This is a genomic window from Achromobacter sp. ACM05 (genome assembly GCF_019218915.1).
Taxonomy (GTDB): Bacteria; Pseudomonadota; Gammaproteobacteria; order Burkholderiales; family Burkholderiaceae_B; genus Achromobacter; species Achromobacter animicus.
The window spans coordinates 56,688-71,701 of record NZ_JAHUWQ010000002.1 but is presented as its reverse complement, the minus strand read 5'-3'; the positions used below and the strand labels follow the sequence as shown (position 1 = coordinate 71,701).

At 63.9% G+C, this 15,014-nt stretch carries 14 protein-coding genes and 1 tRNA gene; 3 read left to right on the top strand and 12 right to left on the bottom strand.

Annotation, left to right across the window (positions count from 1 at the left end; genetic code table 11):
- Positions 1 to 22: 22 nt before the first annotated feature.
- Complete coding sequence (locus KW836_RS11190) at positions 23 to 421, bottom strand: hypothetical protein (protein ID WP_218343347.1); 399 nt, start codon at positions 419 to 421, stop codon at positions 23 to 25.
- A gap of 635 nt (positions 422 to 1,056) precedes the next feature.
- Between KW836_RS11190 and KW836_RS11185 the strand changes: the two genes are divergently transcribed.
- Positions 1,057 to 2,319 carry a J domain-containing protein gene (locus tag KW836_RS11185; RefSeq protein ID WP_218343346.1) on the top strand — a complete coding sequence of 421 codons (1,263 nt, stop codon included), beginning with the start codon at positions 1,057 to 1,059 and terminating at the stop codon, positions 2,317 to 2,319.
- A 485-nt stretch (positions 2,320 to 2,804) separates the two neighbouring features.
- Here the strand turns inward: KW836_RS11185 and KW836_RS11180 are convergent.
- The 9 genes from KW836_RS11180 to KW836_RS11135 all read right to left on the bottom strand — a co-directional run bounded on the left by KW836_RS11180 (position 2,805) and on the right by KW836_RS11135 (position 10,459).
- Positions 2,805 to 2,881, bottom strand: a tRNA-Pro gene (locus tag KW836_RS11180).
- Positions 2,882 to 3,124: 243 nt separating this feature from the next.
- Positions 3,125 to 3,559 (bottom strand): MerR family transcriptional regulator, encoded by a 435-nt coding sequence (locus tag KW836_RS11175; protein WP_218343345.1) that lies wholly within the window; start codon positions 3,557 to 3,559, stop codon positions 3,125 to 3,127.
- Positions 3,560 to 3,617: 58 nt separating this feature from the next.
- A complete protein-coding gene (locus KW836_RS11170; RefSeq protein WP_082579019.1) occupies positions 3,618 to 3,956 on the bottom strand; it encodes an integration host factor subunit alpha in 339 nt (112 codons plus the stop codon).
- A 2-nt stretch (positions 3,957 to 3,958) separates the two neighbouring features.
- Positions 3,959 to 6,376 (bottom strand): phenylalanine--tRNA ligase subunit beta, encoded by a 2,418-nt coding sequence (pheT, locus tag KW836_RS11165; RefSeq protein WP_218343344.1) that lies wholly within the window; start codon positions 6,374 to 6,376, stop codon positions 3,959 to 3,961.
- Positions 6,377 to 6,389: 13 nt separating this feature from the next.
- Positions 6,390 to 7,412, bottom strand: a complete 1,023-nt coding sequence (gene pheS, locus KW836_RS11160) for a phenylalanine--tRNA ligase subunit alpha (protein ID WP_056315894.1) — start codon at positions 7,410 to 7,412, stop codon at positions 6,390 to 6,392.
- Positions 7,413 to 7,489: 77 nt separating this feature from the next.
- The gene (gene rplT / locus KW836_RS11155) at positions 7,490 to 7,849 is read right to left on the bottom strand and encodes a 50S ribosomal protein L20 (protein ID WP_006218741.1); all 360 of its coding nucleotides are present in this window, start codon (positions 7,847 to 7,849) and stop codon (positions 7,490 to 7,492) included.
- Between the two features lie 17 nt (positions 7,850 to 7,866).
- Complete coding sequence (rpmI, locus tag KW836_RS11150; protein ID WP_008159912.1) at positions 7,867 to 8,064, bottom strand: 50S ribosomal protein L35; 198 nt, start codon at positions 8,062 to 8,064, stop codon at positions 7,867 to 7,869.
- 263 nt (positions 8,065 to 8,327) lie between these two features.
- Positions 8,328 to 10,058, bottom strand: a complete 1,731-nt coding sequence (locus tag KW836_RS11145) for a YifB family Mg chelatase-like AAA ATPase (RefSeq protein WP_370633019.1) — start codon at positions 10,056 to 10,058, stop codon at positions 8,328 to 8,330.
- A 125-nt stretch (positions 10,059 to 10,183) separates the two neighbouring features.
- Entirely contained in the window at positions 10,184 to 10,459 is a 276-nt protein-coding gene (locus KW836_RS11135; protein ID WP_056315890.1) for an accessory factor UbiK family protein, read from the bottom strand.
- A gap of 675 nt (positions 10,460 to 11,134) precedes the next feature.
- Here KW836_RS11135 and KW836_RS11130 point away from each other — a divergent pair.
- Positions 11,135 to 11,473 (top strand): P-II family nitrogen regulator, encoded by a 339-nt coding sequence (locus tag KW836_RS11130; RefSeq protein WP_006218735.1) that lies wholly within the window; start codon positions 11,135 to 11,137, stop codon positions 11,471 to 11,473.
- 28 nt (positions 11,474 to 11,501) lie between these two features.
- Positions 11,502 to 12,740, top strand: a complete 1,239-nt coding sequence (gene amt, locus KW836_RS11125) for an ammonium transporter (RefSeq protein WP_175138547.1) — start codon at positions 11,502 to 11,504, stop codon at positions 12,738 to 12,740.
- A gap of 109 nt (positions 12,741 to 12,849) precedes the next feature.
- On the opposite strand, the gene ptsP is transcribed toward amt, so the two are convergent.
- Together ptsP and KW836_RS11115 are read right to left on the bottom strand one after the other, a co-directional pair.
- Positions 12,850 to 14,751 (bottom strand): phosphoenolpyruvate--protein phosphotransferase, encoded by a 1,902-nt coding sequence (ptsP, locus tag KW836_RS11120; protein ID WP_370633018.1) that lies wholly within the window; start codon positions 14,749 to 14,751, stop codon positions 12,850 to 12,852.
- Positions 14,687 to 14,956, bottom strand: coding sequence for an HPr family phosphocarrier protein (locus tag KW836_RS11115; RefSeq protein ID WP_006387993.1), 270 nt, complete (start codon positions 14,954 to 14,956; stop codon positions 14,687 to 14,689). The genes ptsP and KW836_RS11115 overlap by 65 nt, the downstream gene beginning before the upstream one ends.
- Between the last annotated feature and the right edge of the window lie 58 nt (positions 14,957 to 15,014).

The window sequence follows — 15,014 nt, the reverse complement described above, 5'->3', positions numbered from 1 at the left end:
CCCAGCTTGTCGGTGCCGCCCTTCAACCGCTTGTAGGCGTGCTGGCGACTAGGCCGCCGATTTGGTCAGGCCCCATCGTGCCGGTGGCATCGTCCTCCATAACACGGTAGAACGGGACGTAAAACTCGCTCCCCCCCAGATGGCGGGCGGTGGGATTGACCAAGCCGGCCTCCTGCGCCACGTTCAGCCCTGAGCGCTGAAGGGCATTGAACTCGGCCAGCGCCTCACGGTAAACCGCCGCGCGGTCGCGGCCGTCGGCCATCTTGCCGGCGGCGAGCCGTTTGCCAGCCGCGATATCTTCGGGAGTGAACAGGCGCTCGCGCGACGCAGCTTCGGCCTTGGCGCCCGGCCACTTCGCCGCTTCTGCACGCGCCGCGCCTTCGTTGGCAAAGCAATCGGCCACGCCATTGTCGAATCGCACCTGCCATTCCGCAGCCAGGCGCTCGGCTCAGTAGGCTGCAATCCAGGCCTTGAAATGATCGTGCTCGCCATTCAGACAGGCCAGGATCTCGGTTGCGCCTTTTCCACCGGCGGTATCTGGTGCGCCGCCCTGCAACTTAATGGCACTATGGAGGACAAGGTATTCAGCCGCGCCTCAGCGCCCTTGGACAGCCGCGCCGCACGTAGGCGGTGGCGCTAATGCCCTTGAGCAGCCTGAACTGGGCGAAGATCCCGGCGGATCGCGTGGGAAGTTCGGGTCATCGTCGATGTCCTAAAAGGTCGGATGTGCGGATCACTTATGATGTGGTTTGGCGCAACAGGTTAGGCGCGAGCCCCACCCGAAACTGCCAAGATGCGCGAAACCGCCAAAGTCTTCGGGATCCGCCTAAGTGCCTTCAGCACGATTCTAAAGACAGCCCTCCGCCTAGGCCACTAAGTCGTCACTGTGCTCGGAGGTACGACGCGGCCAAGGGATCCTTACTGGCACGAAGGGTGAGTAGCCCAGAGGTTTACCCGCGTTTGAGAAAAATTTTGTTTGTATGTAACGAAAGACGATTTTTGTAGCTATTATTTTGCGGCGAACAAACGACCGCCCTGCCGTCACTATCGAATGAAATGGGACCAACAATCCATACCCACTACGACAACCTGAAGGTTGCGCGCAACGCTCCCGATTTCGTGATTCGGGCGGCATATAAAGCCCTGTCCCAGCAGTACCATCCGGATAAGCACGGGGGGTCTGCGGCCGCGGCAAACGCCATGCGACTTATAAATGAGGCGTATGCGGAGTTGTCGGACCCTGTACGTCGTGCGTCTCATGACGCATGGATTGCTCAGCAAGAAATTAAGGCAAGGGTCGACAATCAAGCGGATGCTCGCAGGCAGGGGGCTGCTCCTCGCGACTCAGCGCCCCGTCCCGATCCGCCATCGAAGGCCCCTTCCCCGCAACCGCCGCCGCAAGCAACAACGCGATCCGCGCGGTCGTCCGGATGGTCCTGGGGTGGGGTCCTTTTGATACTGGTAGTAGTTTTAGCGTTGATGAACACGCAAGGGTCTAAGACGAAAACCGCACATAAATCCGCGGGACCGACGGACTCATCCATTCCCAGTCCAAGCGCCAGTCGATATGGGTCGACTGCCAGTGCGGCGAACCCACCATTCGTCAATCGAACTCCAGCCCCCGTGGCGTTGCAACCTGCGACCTTCCCATCAACACCTGCTTCTGTCCCAATGACAAGCCAATTGCCGAGGGGACGTGTTAACGCAGTAGAGCTGAACGTTCGTGCCGGCCCGGGCGTTAACCACGACGTTCTCGCCCGACTACGCTTTCTCGATACGGTGTCATTTGAAGGTCCTGCAAGTAATGGCTGGATTCCGGTTTCCCACCGGGCGGGATTTGGATATGTCAACGCCACATACATTCTGGCAGGATCAGATGCAGATACGCTTCGGCAACTGTGCCAAGAAGAGGGAACTCCCCTGAGCACCGGAACGGTATTGATGCATCCAAGCGCGCACGGAGATCACGAACTTCGTATCGTCGCTAATCACAACCGAGATGCGCTGGTAAAGCTCAAGGACGCGCAAGGTCACACAGCGTTTAGCGGGTTTGTCAGGCGCGGTCAGGCACACACTTTTCAAGGTATCCCCTCCGGCGTATACACCGCTTGGTTCGCGACAGGAACCGGCTTTAGTTCAAAGTGCGGACGATTTCTTGTTGATATGCACGTCTCCTACGACCCCACCCCCCGTCACTTTAGGAATACTCAAGCTGGAAATTTGGAGTATTCGACGGTCATGGAATACTCGTTGCAACTACAGCGGAACGGAAATTTTTCACCGAGCACGGCGGACCCTGTGGCCTTTCTAGCAGATTGATTCGATTGAAGCCACGCCCAGAGCTTTTTCTCGCCTGAGCCCCGCGCACTTTGTAGCTTCAACGGGCACGGCGTCCTCAATTGTTTTTTTCGTAGCGGGACGCGGCCGTGCTCCGGACGAATGACACGGCTTGGTATAGCGCGAGAAAGCGGTCCGGCGCAGTGGGGAGAAGGATCTAGACGCCGCGCCGCACCCGGGATTTGCCAGCTGCGGGGCGCACAGTTTTAAAGCACACGTTCGCTAGTCGCCTGCGCGCGGCGGGCGTGCCCGAGACGGACAGCAAAATGCCGTAGGATCCCGACGGCAATCCCCTTGCACTCGACGGCGGAGCTTACCAAGCTGATTGGCTCTGCAAACCGCATCGCAGCACCGACACGAGCAACCCGACGTTGACGTTGCTCACACCATAAGCGGCTCAAATAAGGGAGTCTCCGCCACAATGAGAAAGGCCGTCAGTGATTTCTCACTGACGGCCTTGGAACTACTGGTCGGGACGGCGGGATTCGAACTCGCGACCCCTTGCACCCCATGCAAGTGCGCTACCAGGCTGCGCTACGCCCCGAAAGAAAAAGAGTATAGCAGAACTAAAAAATGTTTGCACGCATTGGTGCGAAAAAAGTGCTGAATACTCGAAAAAATTTTTGCGCTTTGCGTGCGCCCTTCACAAGACTGCATGTGATGAGCCGACGTCCACACAGCGCAAGGCACTATGTTGTGCAGAGCGCGCGGCCATGAAGGCCATCGCGCGCTGCGGGAACTGATATCAAGCTTTGGATTTCAAGCGATGAACCGCGGTGACAGCGGCTCAGGCGGCAGGCGCCGTGTGCGTCGTGCTGCTGGCAGCGGGCGCAATGGCCGCGGCGCCCAATGCTTCGGCGAGCATCGCGGACACGTTGCCGAGCTCATTGCGCAACGACTGCATCTCGGTGCCCGACAGGCGCACGGCGGCGTCCTGATCGTGCGGCACGTCGCGCGCGTCGCCCAAGCGATTGCGCGCGCCGCTGATCGTGAAGCCTTGTTCGTAAAGCAACGAACGGATGCGGCGGATAAGCAGCACTTCGTGATGCTGATAGTAGCGGCGGTTGCCGCGGCGCTTCACGGGCTTGAGCTGCGTGAATTCCTGTTCCCAGTACCGCAAGACATGAGGCTTGACGCCACACAGGTCGCTGACTTCGCCGATGGTGAAGTAACGCTTGGCGGGAATGGGCGGTAGGGTAACGGTGGATTCAGTACGTGTCATAAGCGGATTTTATGCGCGCGATGCGTGGGGCGCCGATAACAATTACCGACAAAGCGTATCACTCCGCGGCCTCCGGTGCTGCGGGAACGGCCTGCTCCACCACGCTCTTGAGTTTCTGGCTGGCGTGGAACGTGACCACGCGCCGCGCCGCGATGGGAATGGTTTCTCCGGTCTTGGGGTTGCGACCAGGGCGCGGCGGTTTGTCGCGCACCTGGAAGTTGCCGAAACCCGAGAGCTTGACGGAATCACCGCGCGCCAGGGCGTCGCGGATTTCCTCGAAGAACGTATCGACGATGTCCTTGGCTTCGCGCTTGTTCAGGCCGACCCGCTCGAAGAGCAGTTCGGCCAGCTCGGCCTTGGTGAGGGTGCGTTGCTCGGCAAGCATACTGGTCCCCATGTTCAGCCACGTTGGCGCGCGCCGTGCGCGGCAACCAGGGCTTCCTTGATGCGCGCAAGGCAATCCGCCACGCGGGCTTCGTCCAAAGTGACCTCAGTGTCCTGTAGCCAGAAACGGAACGCAAGGCTTTTCTCGGCGACGGGTTCGCTGCCTTGCGCCTTGTCACGCCACACGTCGAACACGCGCGCATCCTGCACGACGGCCAGTTGCGCGTCGGCCTTGACGGCAGCGGCAACGGTGTCGAGCATGGACTGTACCGTCACGTCCTCGTCGACCCACAGCGCCAGGTCGCGCACGACGACGGGCTGACGCGAGAGCTCGCGCACCTGCGGCAGTTCGCCTTCGGACAATGCGTCCACGTCCAGTTCAAACACCACCGGCGCATGCGCCAGGTCTGCCTGCTGCGCCCAGCGCGGATGCAGTTCGCCGATCCAGCCGACCTGCTTGCCGTCCAGCATGACGCGCGCGCCACGGCCGGGATGCAGGGCAGGATGCGCCGCTGCCTCGAAACGCAGGCGGCGGCCGCGGGCGCCGAACAGCGACTCGACGTCCATCTTCACGTCGAAGAAATCGACGTGGCGCGTGGGTACGCCCCACTGCTCTTCCACTGCCGGGCCCCATGCGGCACCCGCGAGCTTCATGGGCTGGCGCACGCCGGCCACTTGCAGCGGACCGTCTTCGGCCGAGGCATCGCGGAAAAACACGCGGCCCAGTTCGAACAGGCGCACGCGCGACTGCTTGCGGTTGGCGTTGTGACGGATGTTGGCGACCAGACCGCCGATCAGGCTGGAACGCATGACCGACAGATGGCTGGCGATCGGGTTCACGAGGCGCACGGGGTTGTCGTTGCCCGCGAAATCGCGTTCCCAGTCGGCTTCGACGAAGCTGTAGTTCACGACTTCCTGGTAGTCCTGGGCAGCCGTCAGACGGCGCAGCGCATGCGCGCCGCGGCGCACTTCGGGCTGTGAAAACATCTTGGCGCGCGCCATCGGCGGCACGTCGGGAATGCTTTCGAAGCCATAGATGCGAGCCACTTCCTCGATCAGGTCTTCTTCGATTTCCAGATCGAAACGGAACGACGGCGGGTTGACGATGAAGTCGTCGCCTTCGACCGAGTAGTCCAGGCCCAGGCTGCCGAAAATCGTAGCGACCTGCTCGCGTGTGACCGGCACGCCCAGCACGCGATGGCAGCGCGCCAGGCGCATGCGCACCGGCGGACGCTGGGGCAGATTGACGATCTGGTCGTCGATGGGGCCGACCTGACCGCCGCAGATGTCGACGATGAGGCGGGTGATGAATTCAATGTGCTCGGGAATGCTGGCGTAGTCGACGCCGCGTTCGAAGCGGTGGCTGGCTTCGGAGCTGAACTTGAAGCGGCGCGCGCGGCCGGCAATGGCTTGCGGCCACCAGAACGCGGCTTCGAGATAGATGTTCTGCGTGTCGAGCGTCACCGAGGTGGCTTCGCCGCCCATGATGCCGGCCAGGCTTTCGACCTGCTCGCCAGCGACGACCACACCAACCTTCGGGTCCAGCGTCACGGTCTGGCCGTTCAGCAGTTCCAGCGTTTCGCCTTCACGCGCCCAGCGCACGGCGATGTCGCCGCCGATCTTGTCCAGATCGAAAACGTGCGACGGACGGCCCAGTTCGAGCATGACGTAGTTCGAGATATCGACCAACGCGGACAGCGAGCGTTGGCCGGCGCGCTCGAGGCGCGTCTTCATCCATTCGGGCGTCGCCGCGCGGGCGTTCACGCCGCGGATGACGCGGCCGCCGAAACGGCCGCAGAGGTCGGGCGCCTCGATCTTGACGGGCAGGCGCTCGTCGAGCGTGACGGGCACGGCGGCCGCGGTGGGCACCGACAGCGGCGCTCCGGTCAACGCGGCCACTTCACGCGCCACGCCCAGGATCGACAGGCAGTCGGCGCGGTTGGGCGTCAGCTTGAGCGTGAACAGCGTGTCGTCCAGATCCAGCGCTTCACGGATGGATTGGCCGGGGACCATGTCGGCGGGCAGCTCGAGGAGCCCCGCATGGTCTTGCGACAGACCCAGTTCGCGGGCCGAGCACAGCATGCCGGAAGACTGCACGCCGCGCATCTTGGCGACGCCGATCTTCATGCCGCCGGGCAGTTCTGCGCCCACGCGGGCGAGCGGCACTTTCAGGCCGGCAGCGGCGTTGGGCGCGCCACACACGATCTGCAGGCGTTCGCCCGAGCCGTCGTCGACCTGGCAGACGCGCAGCTTGTCGGCGTCCGGGTGCGGGGCGATTTCGACGATGTGCGCGACGACCACGCCGGAGAAGGCGGGCGCGGCGGGTTCGGTTTCTTCGACTTCCAGGCCGGCCATCGTGAGCCGGTGCGCGAGTTCATCGGTTGCGATCGGAGGATTGACCAGCGTACGCAGCCAGGATTCGGGAAATTGCATGATCAGCCGTCTGTTATTCGTTGAACTGGCGCAGGAAGCGCAAATCGCCTTCGTAGAACTGGCGCAGATCGTTGACGCCGTAGCGCAACATCGTCAGGCGCTCGAGCCCGGAGCCGAAGGCAAAGCCGATGTAGCGCTCGGGATCCAGCCCGAAATTGCGCACCACCTGCGGATGCACCTGGCCAGAACCGGAGATCTCCAGCCAGCGGCCGCGGTTGGGTCCCGAGGTGAACATCATGTCGATCTCGGCGGACGGTTCCGTGAACGGGAAGAACGACGGACGGAATCGCACGACCAGATCATCGCTTTCAAAGAAGCAACGCAGGAAATCGGTGTACACGCCCTTCAGGTCGGCAAACGAGATGTCCTCGGCGATCCAGAGCCCTTCCACCTGGTGGAACATGGGCGAGTGCGTGGCGTCGCTGTCGACGCGATAGGTGCGCCCGGGCGCGATGACCTTGATGGGCGGCTTGTGCATGCGGGCATAACGCACCTGCATGGGGCTGGTGTGCGTGCGCAGCAGCAGCGGCAGACCGTCCGCGTCGTTCATGTCGACGTAGAACGTGTCCTGCATGGAACGCGCGGGATGGTCCAGCGGGTTGTTCAATGCGGTGAAATTGGTCCAGTCGTTTTCCACTTCGGGGCCGTCGGCCACGTCAAAGCCAATGGAACGGAAGATTTCTTCCACGCGTTCCCAGGTCCGGATCACCGGATGGATGCCGCCCGGCGCGCGACCGCGGCCCGGGAGGGTGACGTCAATGGTTTCGGATGCCAGACGAGCATCCAGCTCCGCCTGCGCCAGTTCGGCACGGCGCGAGGTCAGAAGCTCTTCGATCTTCTGCTTGGCCTGGTTGATTCGTGCGCCGGCCTCTCGCTTCTGCTCGGGATCGAGCTTGCCCAGGCCTTTGAGCAGCACCGTCAAGGCGCCTTCCTTGCCCAGGAAGCGAGCTTTTGCGTTCTCAAGCGCGGCGGCATCCGTAGCCGCGGCGAACCGTTCTTGCGCCTGGGCTACCAGGTCGTCAACCAATCGAGTCATGAAATCCAGCCTTCAAAACGCAAACGGGGCCATTACAGCCCCGTTTGCAGCGATGCGCGATGAGTTAAAGCGCGCGATCAGGCAGCCAAGGCAGCCTTGGCTTGCTGCACGATGGCGGCAAAGCCGGCCTTGTCGCGCACGGCCAGATCGGCCAGGACCTTGCGGTCGAGTTCGATCGAAGCCTTCTTCAGGCCAGCGATGAACACGCTGTAGCTGACGCCATGCTCACGGACGGCCGCGTTGATACGCGTGATCCACAGAGCGCGGAACGTACGCTTCTTGTTGCGGCGGTCGCGGTAGGCGTATTGGCCAGCGCGCATGACTGCTTGCTTGGCAATACGGAACACATTACCGCGGCGGCCACGGTAACCCTTGGCGGCGGCAATGACTTTCTTGTGACGTGCGCGGGCAGTTACGCCGCGTTTGACGCGAGGCATAGTAGATCTCCCTTAGATCAAGCGAAAGGCATCATGGCCTTGACGGAGGCCACGTTGGAGTCATGAACCGCCGCAGAGCCGCGCAGTTGACGCTTGGCCTTGGTGGTCTTCTTGGTCAGGATGTGACGCTTGAACGCCTGACCACGCTTGATGGAGCCGCTGCCGCGCACCTTAAAGCGCTTGGAGGCGCTTTTCTTGGTTTTCATCTTGGGCATGATGATTCCCTAAACTAAAACACGCATTGTTGATTTACATGACGCCAGGTGCTTGGCGCCAAAGACGCCAAAACTTGTAGACCTGTTGCCACTTCTGGGGGTCGCAACCAACGATTTTTGAACTGCAACGTTGATTCGCGGATCTTTCCCGAAGGCGGACAAATAGCTACCCACATCCGGAAAAGCCTTTGATTATATGGTGATTTCCTGGACTTTGTCGAGTCGGAGAGTGCTCCGCGAACAACGGGGACAGGAGGCGGGGATCATACGCCTGTTCGCCGGTACTGCACCGCCTGCGCGACGTGGCTGGCCGCAAGCACGGCCTGGCCGTCCAGGTCCGCGATCGTGCGGGCCACACGGAGCGCCCGGTGCATGGCCCGGGCGGAGCCAGTCAGGCGCCGCATGGCTTGATGCAGCAGCGCCTGCGCGTCGCCGTCCATGACGCAGAACTCGTCCAGCTCGGCCCCGGCCAGCGCGGCGTTGATCTTGCCCTGCCGGGCAAGCTGACGCTCGCGGCAACGGACGACGCGCTCCCGGACAGCCTGAGACGCTTCGCCCGGCGGCGCGGTCATCCAGGCGGGATCGGAGGGAGGAAGGGCAACATGCAGGTCGATCCGGTCAAGCAGCGGCCCCGAGATTTTGCCCGCGTAGCGCGCCACCTGATCCGGCGTGCAGGCGCACGCGCGCGCCGGATGGCCCCGCCAGCCGCAAGGACACGGATTCATTGCCGCGACGAGCTGAAAACGCGCGGGAAACTGCGCCGCGTGCAGCGCCCGGGAGATGACCACCCTACCCGCTTCCAGCGGCTCTCGCAGCGCCTCGAGCGAGCGCCGGCTGAACTCGGGCAGTTCGTCCAGGAAGAGGACGCCGTGATGCGCCAGGCTGATTTCGCCGGGACGCGGCCGCCCGCCCCCGCCCACCAGCGCCGCGACCGACGCCGAATGATGCGGCGCCCGGAAAGGCGGCTGGCCGGTCAGCGCGTCGGGCATGCCGGCCATTGCCGCCACCGCCGCAGCTTCCAGCGCCTGGCTCCGCTCGAGCGGCGGCAGCAGGCCCGGCAGGCGCGCGGCCAGCATGCTCTTGCCCGCGCCGGGCGGCCCCAGCATCAGCAGGCTGTGCCCGCCTGCCGCCGCGACTTCCAGCGCACGCCGGGCGCCAGGCTGGCCGCGCACGTCGGACATGCACAGGACGGGCGCAATCGGAGGCCACGGTGCGGGCACGGCATCGGGCAGCAGCGACGCGCCCGCAGCATGGGCCGCCACGTCCGCCAGGCAACGCGCCGACAGGACGCGCAACCCCGGGACCCAGGCGGCCTGCTCGGCGCTGCCAGCCGGCAGGATCAGCGTGGCATCGGGCGCGTCGCGGGCGACGCTCAAGGCGATCACCAGCGGCGCAGCAACCGGCACGAGCGCGCCGGTGAGGGACAGTTCGCCGGCGAGCACCAGGCGTGAGAGCGCGGGGTCGGGTGCGCGAGGCTGATCTGCGCGACGCTCGCCGGCAAGTCCCGCGGCATGTGCGCCGCTGCTGTCACAGGCAGGTTCGCTGGAAGGGCCGTCGGGATCTTTGCCTGGATGCTCACCGGGAAGTTCGCGACGAAGTTCGCCGGAGCGGCCGGCGCAGCGGTCTACGGACTGTTCGCCCGAATCCCCACCGGAACGTCCGCCCCGCTGCCGGCCCGCCTGTGCGCCATCTTGCGCAGGCGCGGCCAATTGACCGGAGGCGAGCAGCACGCCCAGCGCGATCGGCAGATCGAAGCGGCCGGACTCCTTGGGCATGTCTGCCGGCGACAGATTGACGGTGATGCGCCCCGCCGGAAACTCGAAGCCGCTGTTGATGATGGCGGCCCTGACCCGCTCGCGGCTTTCCCGGACCTCGGTATCAACCAGCCCGACCACGTTGAATCCCGGCAAGCCGGGGCCGAGGTGTGTTTCGACGCGGACCGCATGGGCGTGCATGCCGCTGAGGGCCCTGCTGGCGAGTACGGCAAGCGTCACGGGGGTCTCCGGATGAGTTCGGGACGCCAGTATCCGCAAAAACAAACGGCCGCGGAGAGCGGCCGTGACAAAACGATCTCGCGCTGGACCCGCGCGTAGCGGGTGCGCGGCGCTTGCTTACTTACTTACTTGTCCAGGCCCGTCGCCGGACCCTTGTCCAGACCCGTCAGGCGCTGTTCCATCTGCTGCACCTGGGCGGCCAGCTGATCGACCCGGGCGCGCGTACGTGCGAGCAAGTCGGCCTGCACGTCGAACTCTTCGCGGGTGACCAGATCCAGCTTGGAAAACGCCTGCGTCATCATGGCGCGCACATTGCGCTCGACGTCCGCCGCGGGGCTGCGCGCGATCAGGTCGGAAATGTTCTTCTGAAGGTCTTCCATCCACTGGGTGCGATTATTCATATGGGCCTCTCGATGTTCTTGATGGCTCAAGTGTAGTGCGTCGGCCAGATTGTTTCAGGCGGGGCCGGTTGCGCCGCCGCAAAAAAAAGGGCGGGCCGCATGCGGTGACCGCCCTTCAAAGCACAGGAGAAAACCGGGCTGCCTGACGGCAACCCCCTACCAACACCACTAACCTTGCCGCCGGTCTATCCGACCGCGCAGTGCATCGTCCATATGGCGGATGCACGTCCTGAGTCCGATTCAACTCGAGCCCACACCGGTCAACAAGCCGACCCGTGTAAACCCTCGTATCACGGTCGCGCCCCAATTTGGACGGGTCCAAACGAATTCCAACTGGAATTGAAAGGCCGTCGGCGGGCAAAGAACCGCAGCCCGCAAGGCTGAGCGCCGGACGACACGTTCTATTGACGCGACCACGCACGAGCGCCGACACGTGACCGCCCCCCAAGCGCTCGCATTAAATGGCTACAAATCCCTCTTGCGGATCACATGTGGTTGCATGTGACTGCTACGCGTTGTTGCGCACCAATTTGAGGCCGGCCTGCGGTGCATCGCGCACCATAACGGTGCCGTTTTGCACAACTTTTGCGCCGATCCCGGGCCATCGCCAGCGCTGGCCAACATGGCATGGATATTGCTTTAACCACGGAGCGTGCAACCAAGAGAGGAAATGCCATGAAACTCATCATCGCCATCATCAAGCCCTTCAAGCTCGACGAAGTGCGGGTGGCTCTATCCGGAATCGGGGTCCAGGGCCTGACCGTCACCGAAGTCAAAGGCTTTGGCCGCCAAAAAGGCCACACCGAACTCTATCGCGGGGCGGAATACGCCGTTGACTTCCTGCCCAAGCTGCGCGTCGAGGCCGCCGTGCCCGACCACCTTGTGGACCAGGTCATCGAAGCGATCGAACAAGCCGCCCGCACCGGCAAGATCGGCGACGGCAAGATCTTTGCCGCCCCCCTTGAACAAGTCATCCGTATCAGAACTGGCGAAGCCGGCGAAGCTGCGCTGTAAATAAATAAAGACTCAATGGAGCCTGAAAATGGATAAAGCAGATATTTCCTGGTTGCTCGTCTCTACCCTGCTTGTATTGATGATGGCCGTACCCGGCCTGGCCATGTTCTACGCCGGCCTGGTGCGCAGCAAAAACGTGCTGTCCGTCTTGCTGCAAGTGTTGTGCACGTTCGTGCTGGGCCTGGTTCTCTGGTTCATCTATGGATATTCCCTGGCGTTCACCGAGGGCAATGCCTTCTTCGGCGGCCTCTCGCGCGCTTTCTTCTCTGGCATGTTCAATCCCGCAGACGGCACGTACGCCATGTCGAACTCCCTGACCGAGCTGCTGTTTGCCTCGTTCCAGGCCACGTTCGCTGGCATCACCTGCGCCCTGGTGGTCGGCAGCTTTGCCGAACGCGCCCGGTTTTCGGCCGTGTTGGTGTTCACGGTGATCTGGTTCACGTTCGCCTATATCCCCATCGCGCACATGGTGTGGTTCGCCTCTGAAACGGCGCCCGGCCTCTTGAACGCGCAAGGCGCGCTGGACTTTGCCGGCGGCACCGTGGTGCACATCAACGCCGGCGTGGCCGGTCTGGTGGGCGCCTATGTGGTTGGCAAGCGCGTGGGCTATGGCCGTGAAGCCATGCAGCCGCACAATCTGCCGATGACCTTCGTGGGCGCCGCCCTGCTGTGGGTGGGCTGGTTCGGCTTCAACGCGGGTTCGGCCCTGGCCGCCAACGAGAACGCCACGCTGGCCTTCTTCAACACCATGATCGCCACGGCAGGCGCCGTCCTGGCCTGGTTGTTCACGGAATGGGCCATCAAGGGCAAGCCCTCGATGCTGGGCGCCGCTTCGGGCGCCATCGCCGGCCTGGTCGGCATCACCCCCGCCGCGGGCCTGGTCGGTCCGGTGGGCGCCCTGATCATCGGCGTGGTTGCCGGCGTGGTCTGCGTCTGGGGCGTGAACGGCCTGAAGCGCATGCTGCGCGCCGACGATGCGCTGGACGTGTTCGGCATCCACGGCGTGGGCGGCATTGTGGGCGCCCTGCTCACCGGCGTGTTCAATGCGCAGGTCTTCGGCGGCCCCGGCCTGGCCGAGCCCTCCATGATTGCTCACCAACTGTGGGTCCAGCTGGAAGGCGTGCTGCTGACCATCGTCTGGTCCGGCGTGGTGGCATGGATTGCCTACAAGATCGCCAATGCCCTGTGCGGCCTGCGTGTGCCGGAAGACCAGGAGCGCGAAGGCCTGGACGTCACCAGCCACGGCGAATCCGCGTATCACAGCTAAGCTGCTGCGACGCTCCCGCCGCGACCCGCGGCGGGGCGGATCGGAAAATGAAAGAGCCCTTCATCATGAAGGGCTCTTTTTTTGCCAGTTTGCTTGGGACGGTGTCAGATCAGACCGGGCCGAGCGCGTCCAGGTCGACGGGCAAGGCGCGGTTCAGCGCCGACGCCACCTTGATGCGAAGCGCATTGGAGTGCGCCCGGCGGACCTCACGCTTGACGTCCAGCAGCTGCTGCGGGTGCATGGAGAACTCGGTCAAACCCAGCCCGAGCAGCAGGCGGGTCATGCGCGAATCGCCTGCCATTTCACCGCAGACGGCCACCGGCTTGCCAGCGCGCTCGCCGGCATTGATGGTGTTGGCGACCAGGCGCAGCACCGCCGGGTGCAGCGGATCGTAAAGCGACGCCACGTCGTGGTCGCCGCGGTCGATGGCAAGCGTGTACTGGATCAGGTCGTTGGTGCCGATGGACAGGAAGTCCAGCGCCTGGGCAAAGGGTTCGATGGCGATGGCGATGGCGGGAACTTCAACCATCGCGCCCACTTCCATGTGCGGCGCGTAGGCCTGGCCACGGGCGTCGAGTTCGCGCCGGGCGGCCTCGATGGCGGCCTTGGTCGCGACGACCTCGTGCATATGCGCGATCATCGGGATCAGCAAACGCACCGGTCCGTGGGCGGAGGCCCTCAGGATGGCCCGCAACTGAGTCGCGAACATTTCGGGGCGCGCCAGGCAGTAGCGGATCGCGCGCTGCCCCAGGGCGGGATTGGTGGCTACGGTGGCCTCGCCGTCCAGCGTCTTGTCAGAGCCGATGTCCAGCGTGCGGATCGTGACCGGACGGCCGGCCATCACCTTGACGACCGAAGCATAGGCCTCGTACTGCTCTTCTTCGCCGGGCAGGTCGGGCCGGCCCATGAAGAGGAATTCGCTGCGGAAGAGTCCGATGCCGTGCGCGCCGGAAGCCAGCGCCAGCGCGGCCTCGTCCGGCAGCTCGATATTGGCGTGCAGCACGATGTCGATGCCATCCAGGGTGACGGACGGTTCGTCGCGCAGGAGGCTGAGTTCGGCGCGCTCGTCGGCGTAGGCGGCCTGACGGCGGCGGTATTCCTGGAGGATGCGTTCGGACGGATTGACCACCACGACGCCAACCGAGCCGTCGATGATCAGCATGTCGCCGTCGCGGACCAGTTCGCGCACATTGCCCATTGCCACCACCGCGGGCACGCCCATGCTGCGCGCCACGATCGCGGTGTGCGAGGTCGGTCCGCCCAGGTCGGTGACAAAGGCGGCAAAACGTCCGCCGCGCAAGCGCAGCATATCGGCGGGCGAGATATCGTGTGCCACCACGACAAGGGCGTCGTCGCCGCCCATGTGGGACATGTCGGGCAGGATCGCCGACGTGCCGGCCAGCACGTGCAGCACGCGCTCGATCACCTGGCGCACATCCGCCCCGCGTTCGCGCAGGTATTCGTCTTCCATGGCGTCGAACTGCTGGCCCAGAATCTGGCCCTGCGTCGTCAGCGCCCATTCGGCGTTGTAATGGCGCTCGGCGATCAGGGCGAGCGTCTGTTCGGCCAGGAGCGGATCGCCTAGTAGCAGACTGTGTACGTTGAGCATCGCGCCCAGCTCGCGCGGCGCGTCGGCCGGCAGCGTGTCGGCCAGCTGCAGCAGTTCCTGCTGGGCTGAAGCCAGGGCCTCGGTCAGGCGGGCGCTTTCCGCGGGCACGTCTTCCGGCGAAATCCGGTAGTGCGCAACTTCAAGGGCCGCTGCCCCCATGACGACGGCGCGGCCGATGGCGTAGCCCCTGGCGACGCCCTTGCCGTAAAGACACACAACGGGGCCGGCAGAACCAGCCCCTTGGGGTGCGCTGGTCGCGGGCGCGCCGGTCGTGGGCACGCCGGTTGCCGCTACGGGCGAACCGGCCCGAGCCGGGCCGGTTGCTTCAGGAGAGGGTCTATTCCTGCTCACCGAATTTGCTGTCGAACAGAGTTTCGATTTCGGAAAGCGCTTGCTCGGCATCGCTGCCGGAGGCCTCCAGCTTGACGGTGACGCCCAGTCCGGCTGCCAGCATCATGACGCCCATGATGCTCTTGGCGTTCACGCGTTGCGCACCGCGCGAAATGAAGATCTCGCTGGAAAACTTGCTGGCCAGCTGCGTCAGCTTGGCGGCGGCCCTGGCGTGCAATCCCAGTTTGTTGCTGATGACAATGTCAGTATTAGGCATAGGAAAGGTGGTGACCGCGGGCTATGCCGCAGTGTTGATCGCAGCCAATCGTCGTACC

Coding starts and splice junctions, on each gene's coding strand:
- amt (WP_175138547.1), top strand. CDS start 11,502: ATGGATAAAGCAGATATTTCCTGGTTGCTCGTCTCTACCCTGCTTGTA.
- pheT (WP_218343344.1), bottom strand. CDS start 6,376: ATGCAATTTCCCGAATCCTGGCTGCGTACGCTGGTCAATCCTCCGATC.
- rplT (WP_006218741.1), bottom strand. CDS start 7,849: ATGCCTCGCGTCAAACGCGGCGTAACTGCCCGCGCACGTCACAAGAAA.
- KW836_RS11115 (WP_006387993.1), bottom strand. CDS start 14,956: ATGCCTAATACTGACATTGTCATCAGCAACAAACTGGGATTGCACGCC.
- pheS (WP_056315894.1), bottom strand. CDS start 7,412: ATGACTCGATTGGTTGACGACCTGGTAGCCCAGGCGCAAGAACGGTTC.
- KW836_RS11175 (WP_218343345.1), bottom strand. CDS start 3,559: ATGACACGTACTGAATCCACCGTTACCCTACCGCCCATTCCCGCCAAG.
- KW836_RS11185 (WP_218343346.1), top strand. CDS start 1,057: ATGGGACCAACAATCCATACCCACTACGACAACCTGAAGGTTGCGCGC.
- KW836_RS11135 (WP_056315890.1), bottom strand. CDS start 10,459: ATGAATAATCGCACCCAGTGGATGGAAGACCTTCAGAAGAACATTTCC.
- KW836_RS11130 (WP_006218735.1), top strand. CDS start 11,135: ATGAAACTCATCATCGCCATCATCAAGCCCTTCAAGCTCGACGAAGTG.
- KW836_RS11170 (WP_082579019.1), bottom strand. CDS start 3,956: ATGGGGACCAGTATGCTTGCCGAGCAACGCACCCTCACCAAGGCCGAG.
- rpmI (WP_008159912.1), bottom strand. CDS start 8,064: ATGCCCAAGATGAAAACCAAGAAAAGCGCCTCCAAGCGCTTTAAGGTG.
- ptsP (WP_370633018.1), bottom strand. CDS start 14,751: ATGCCGAGCAAGCGCTTTCCGAAATCGAAACTCTGTTCGACAGCAAAT.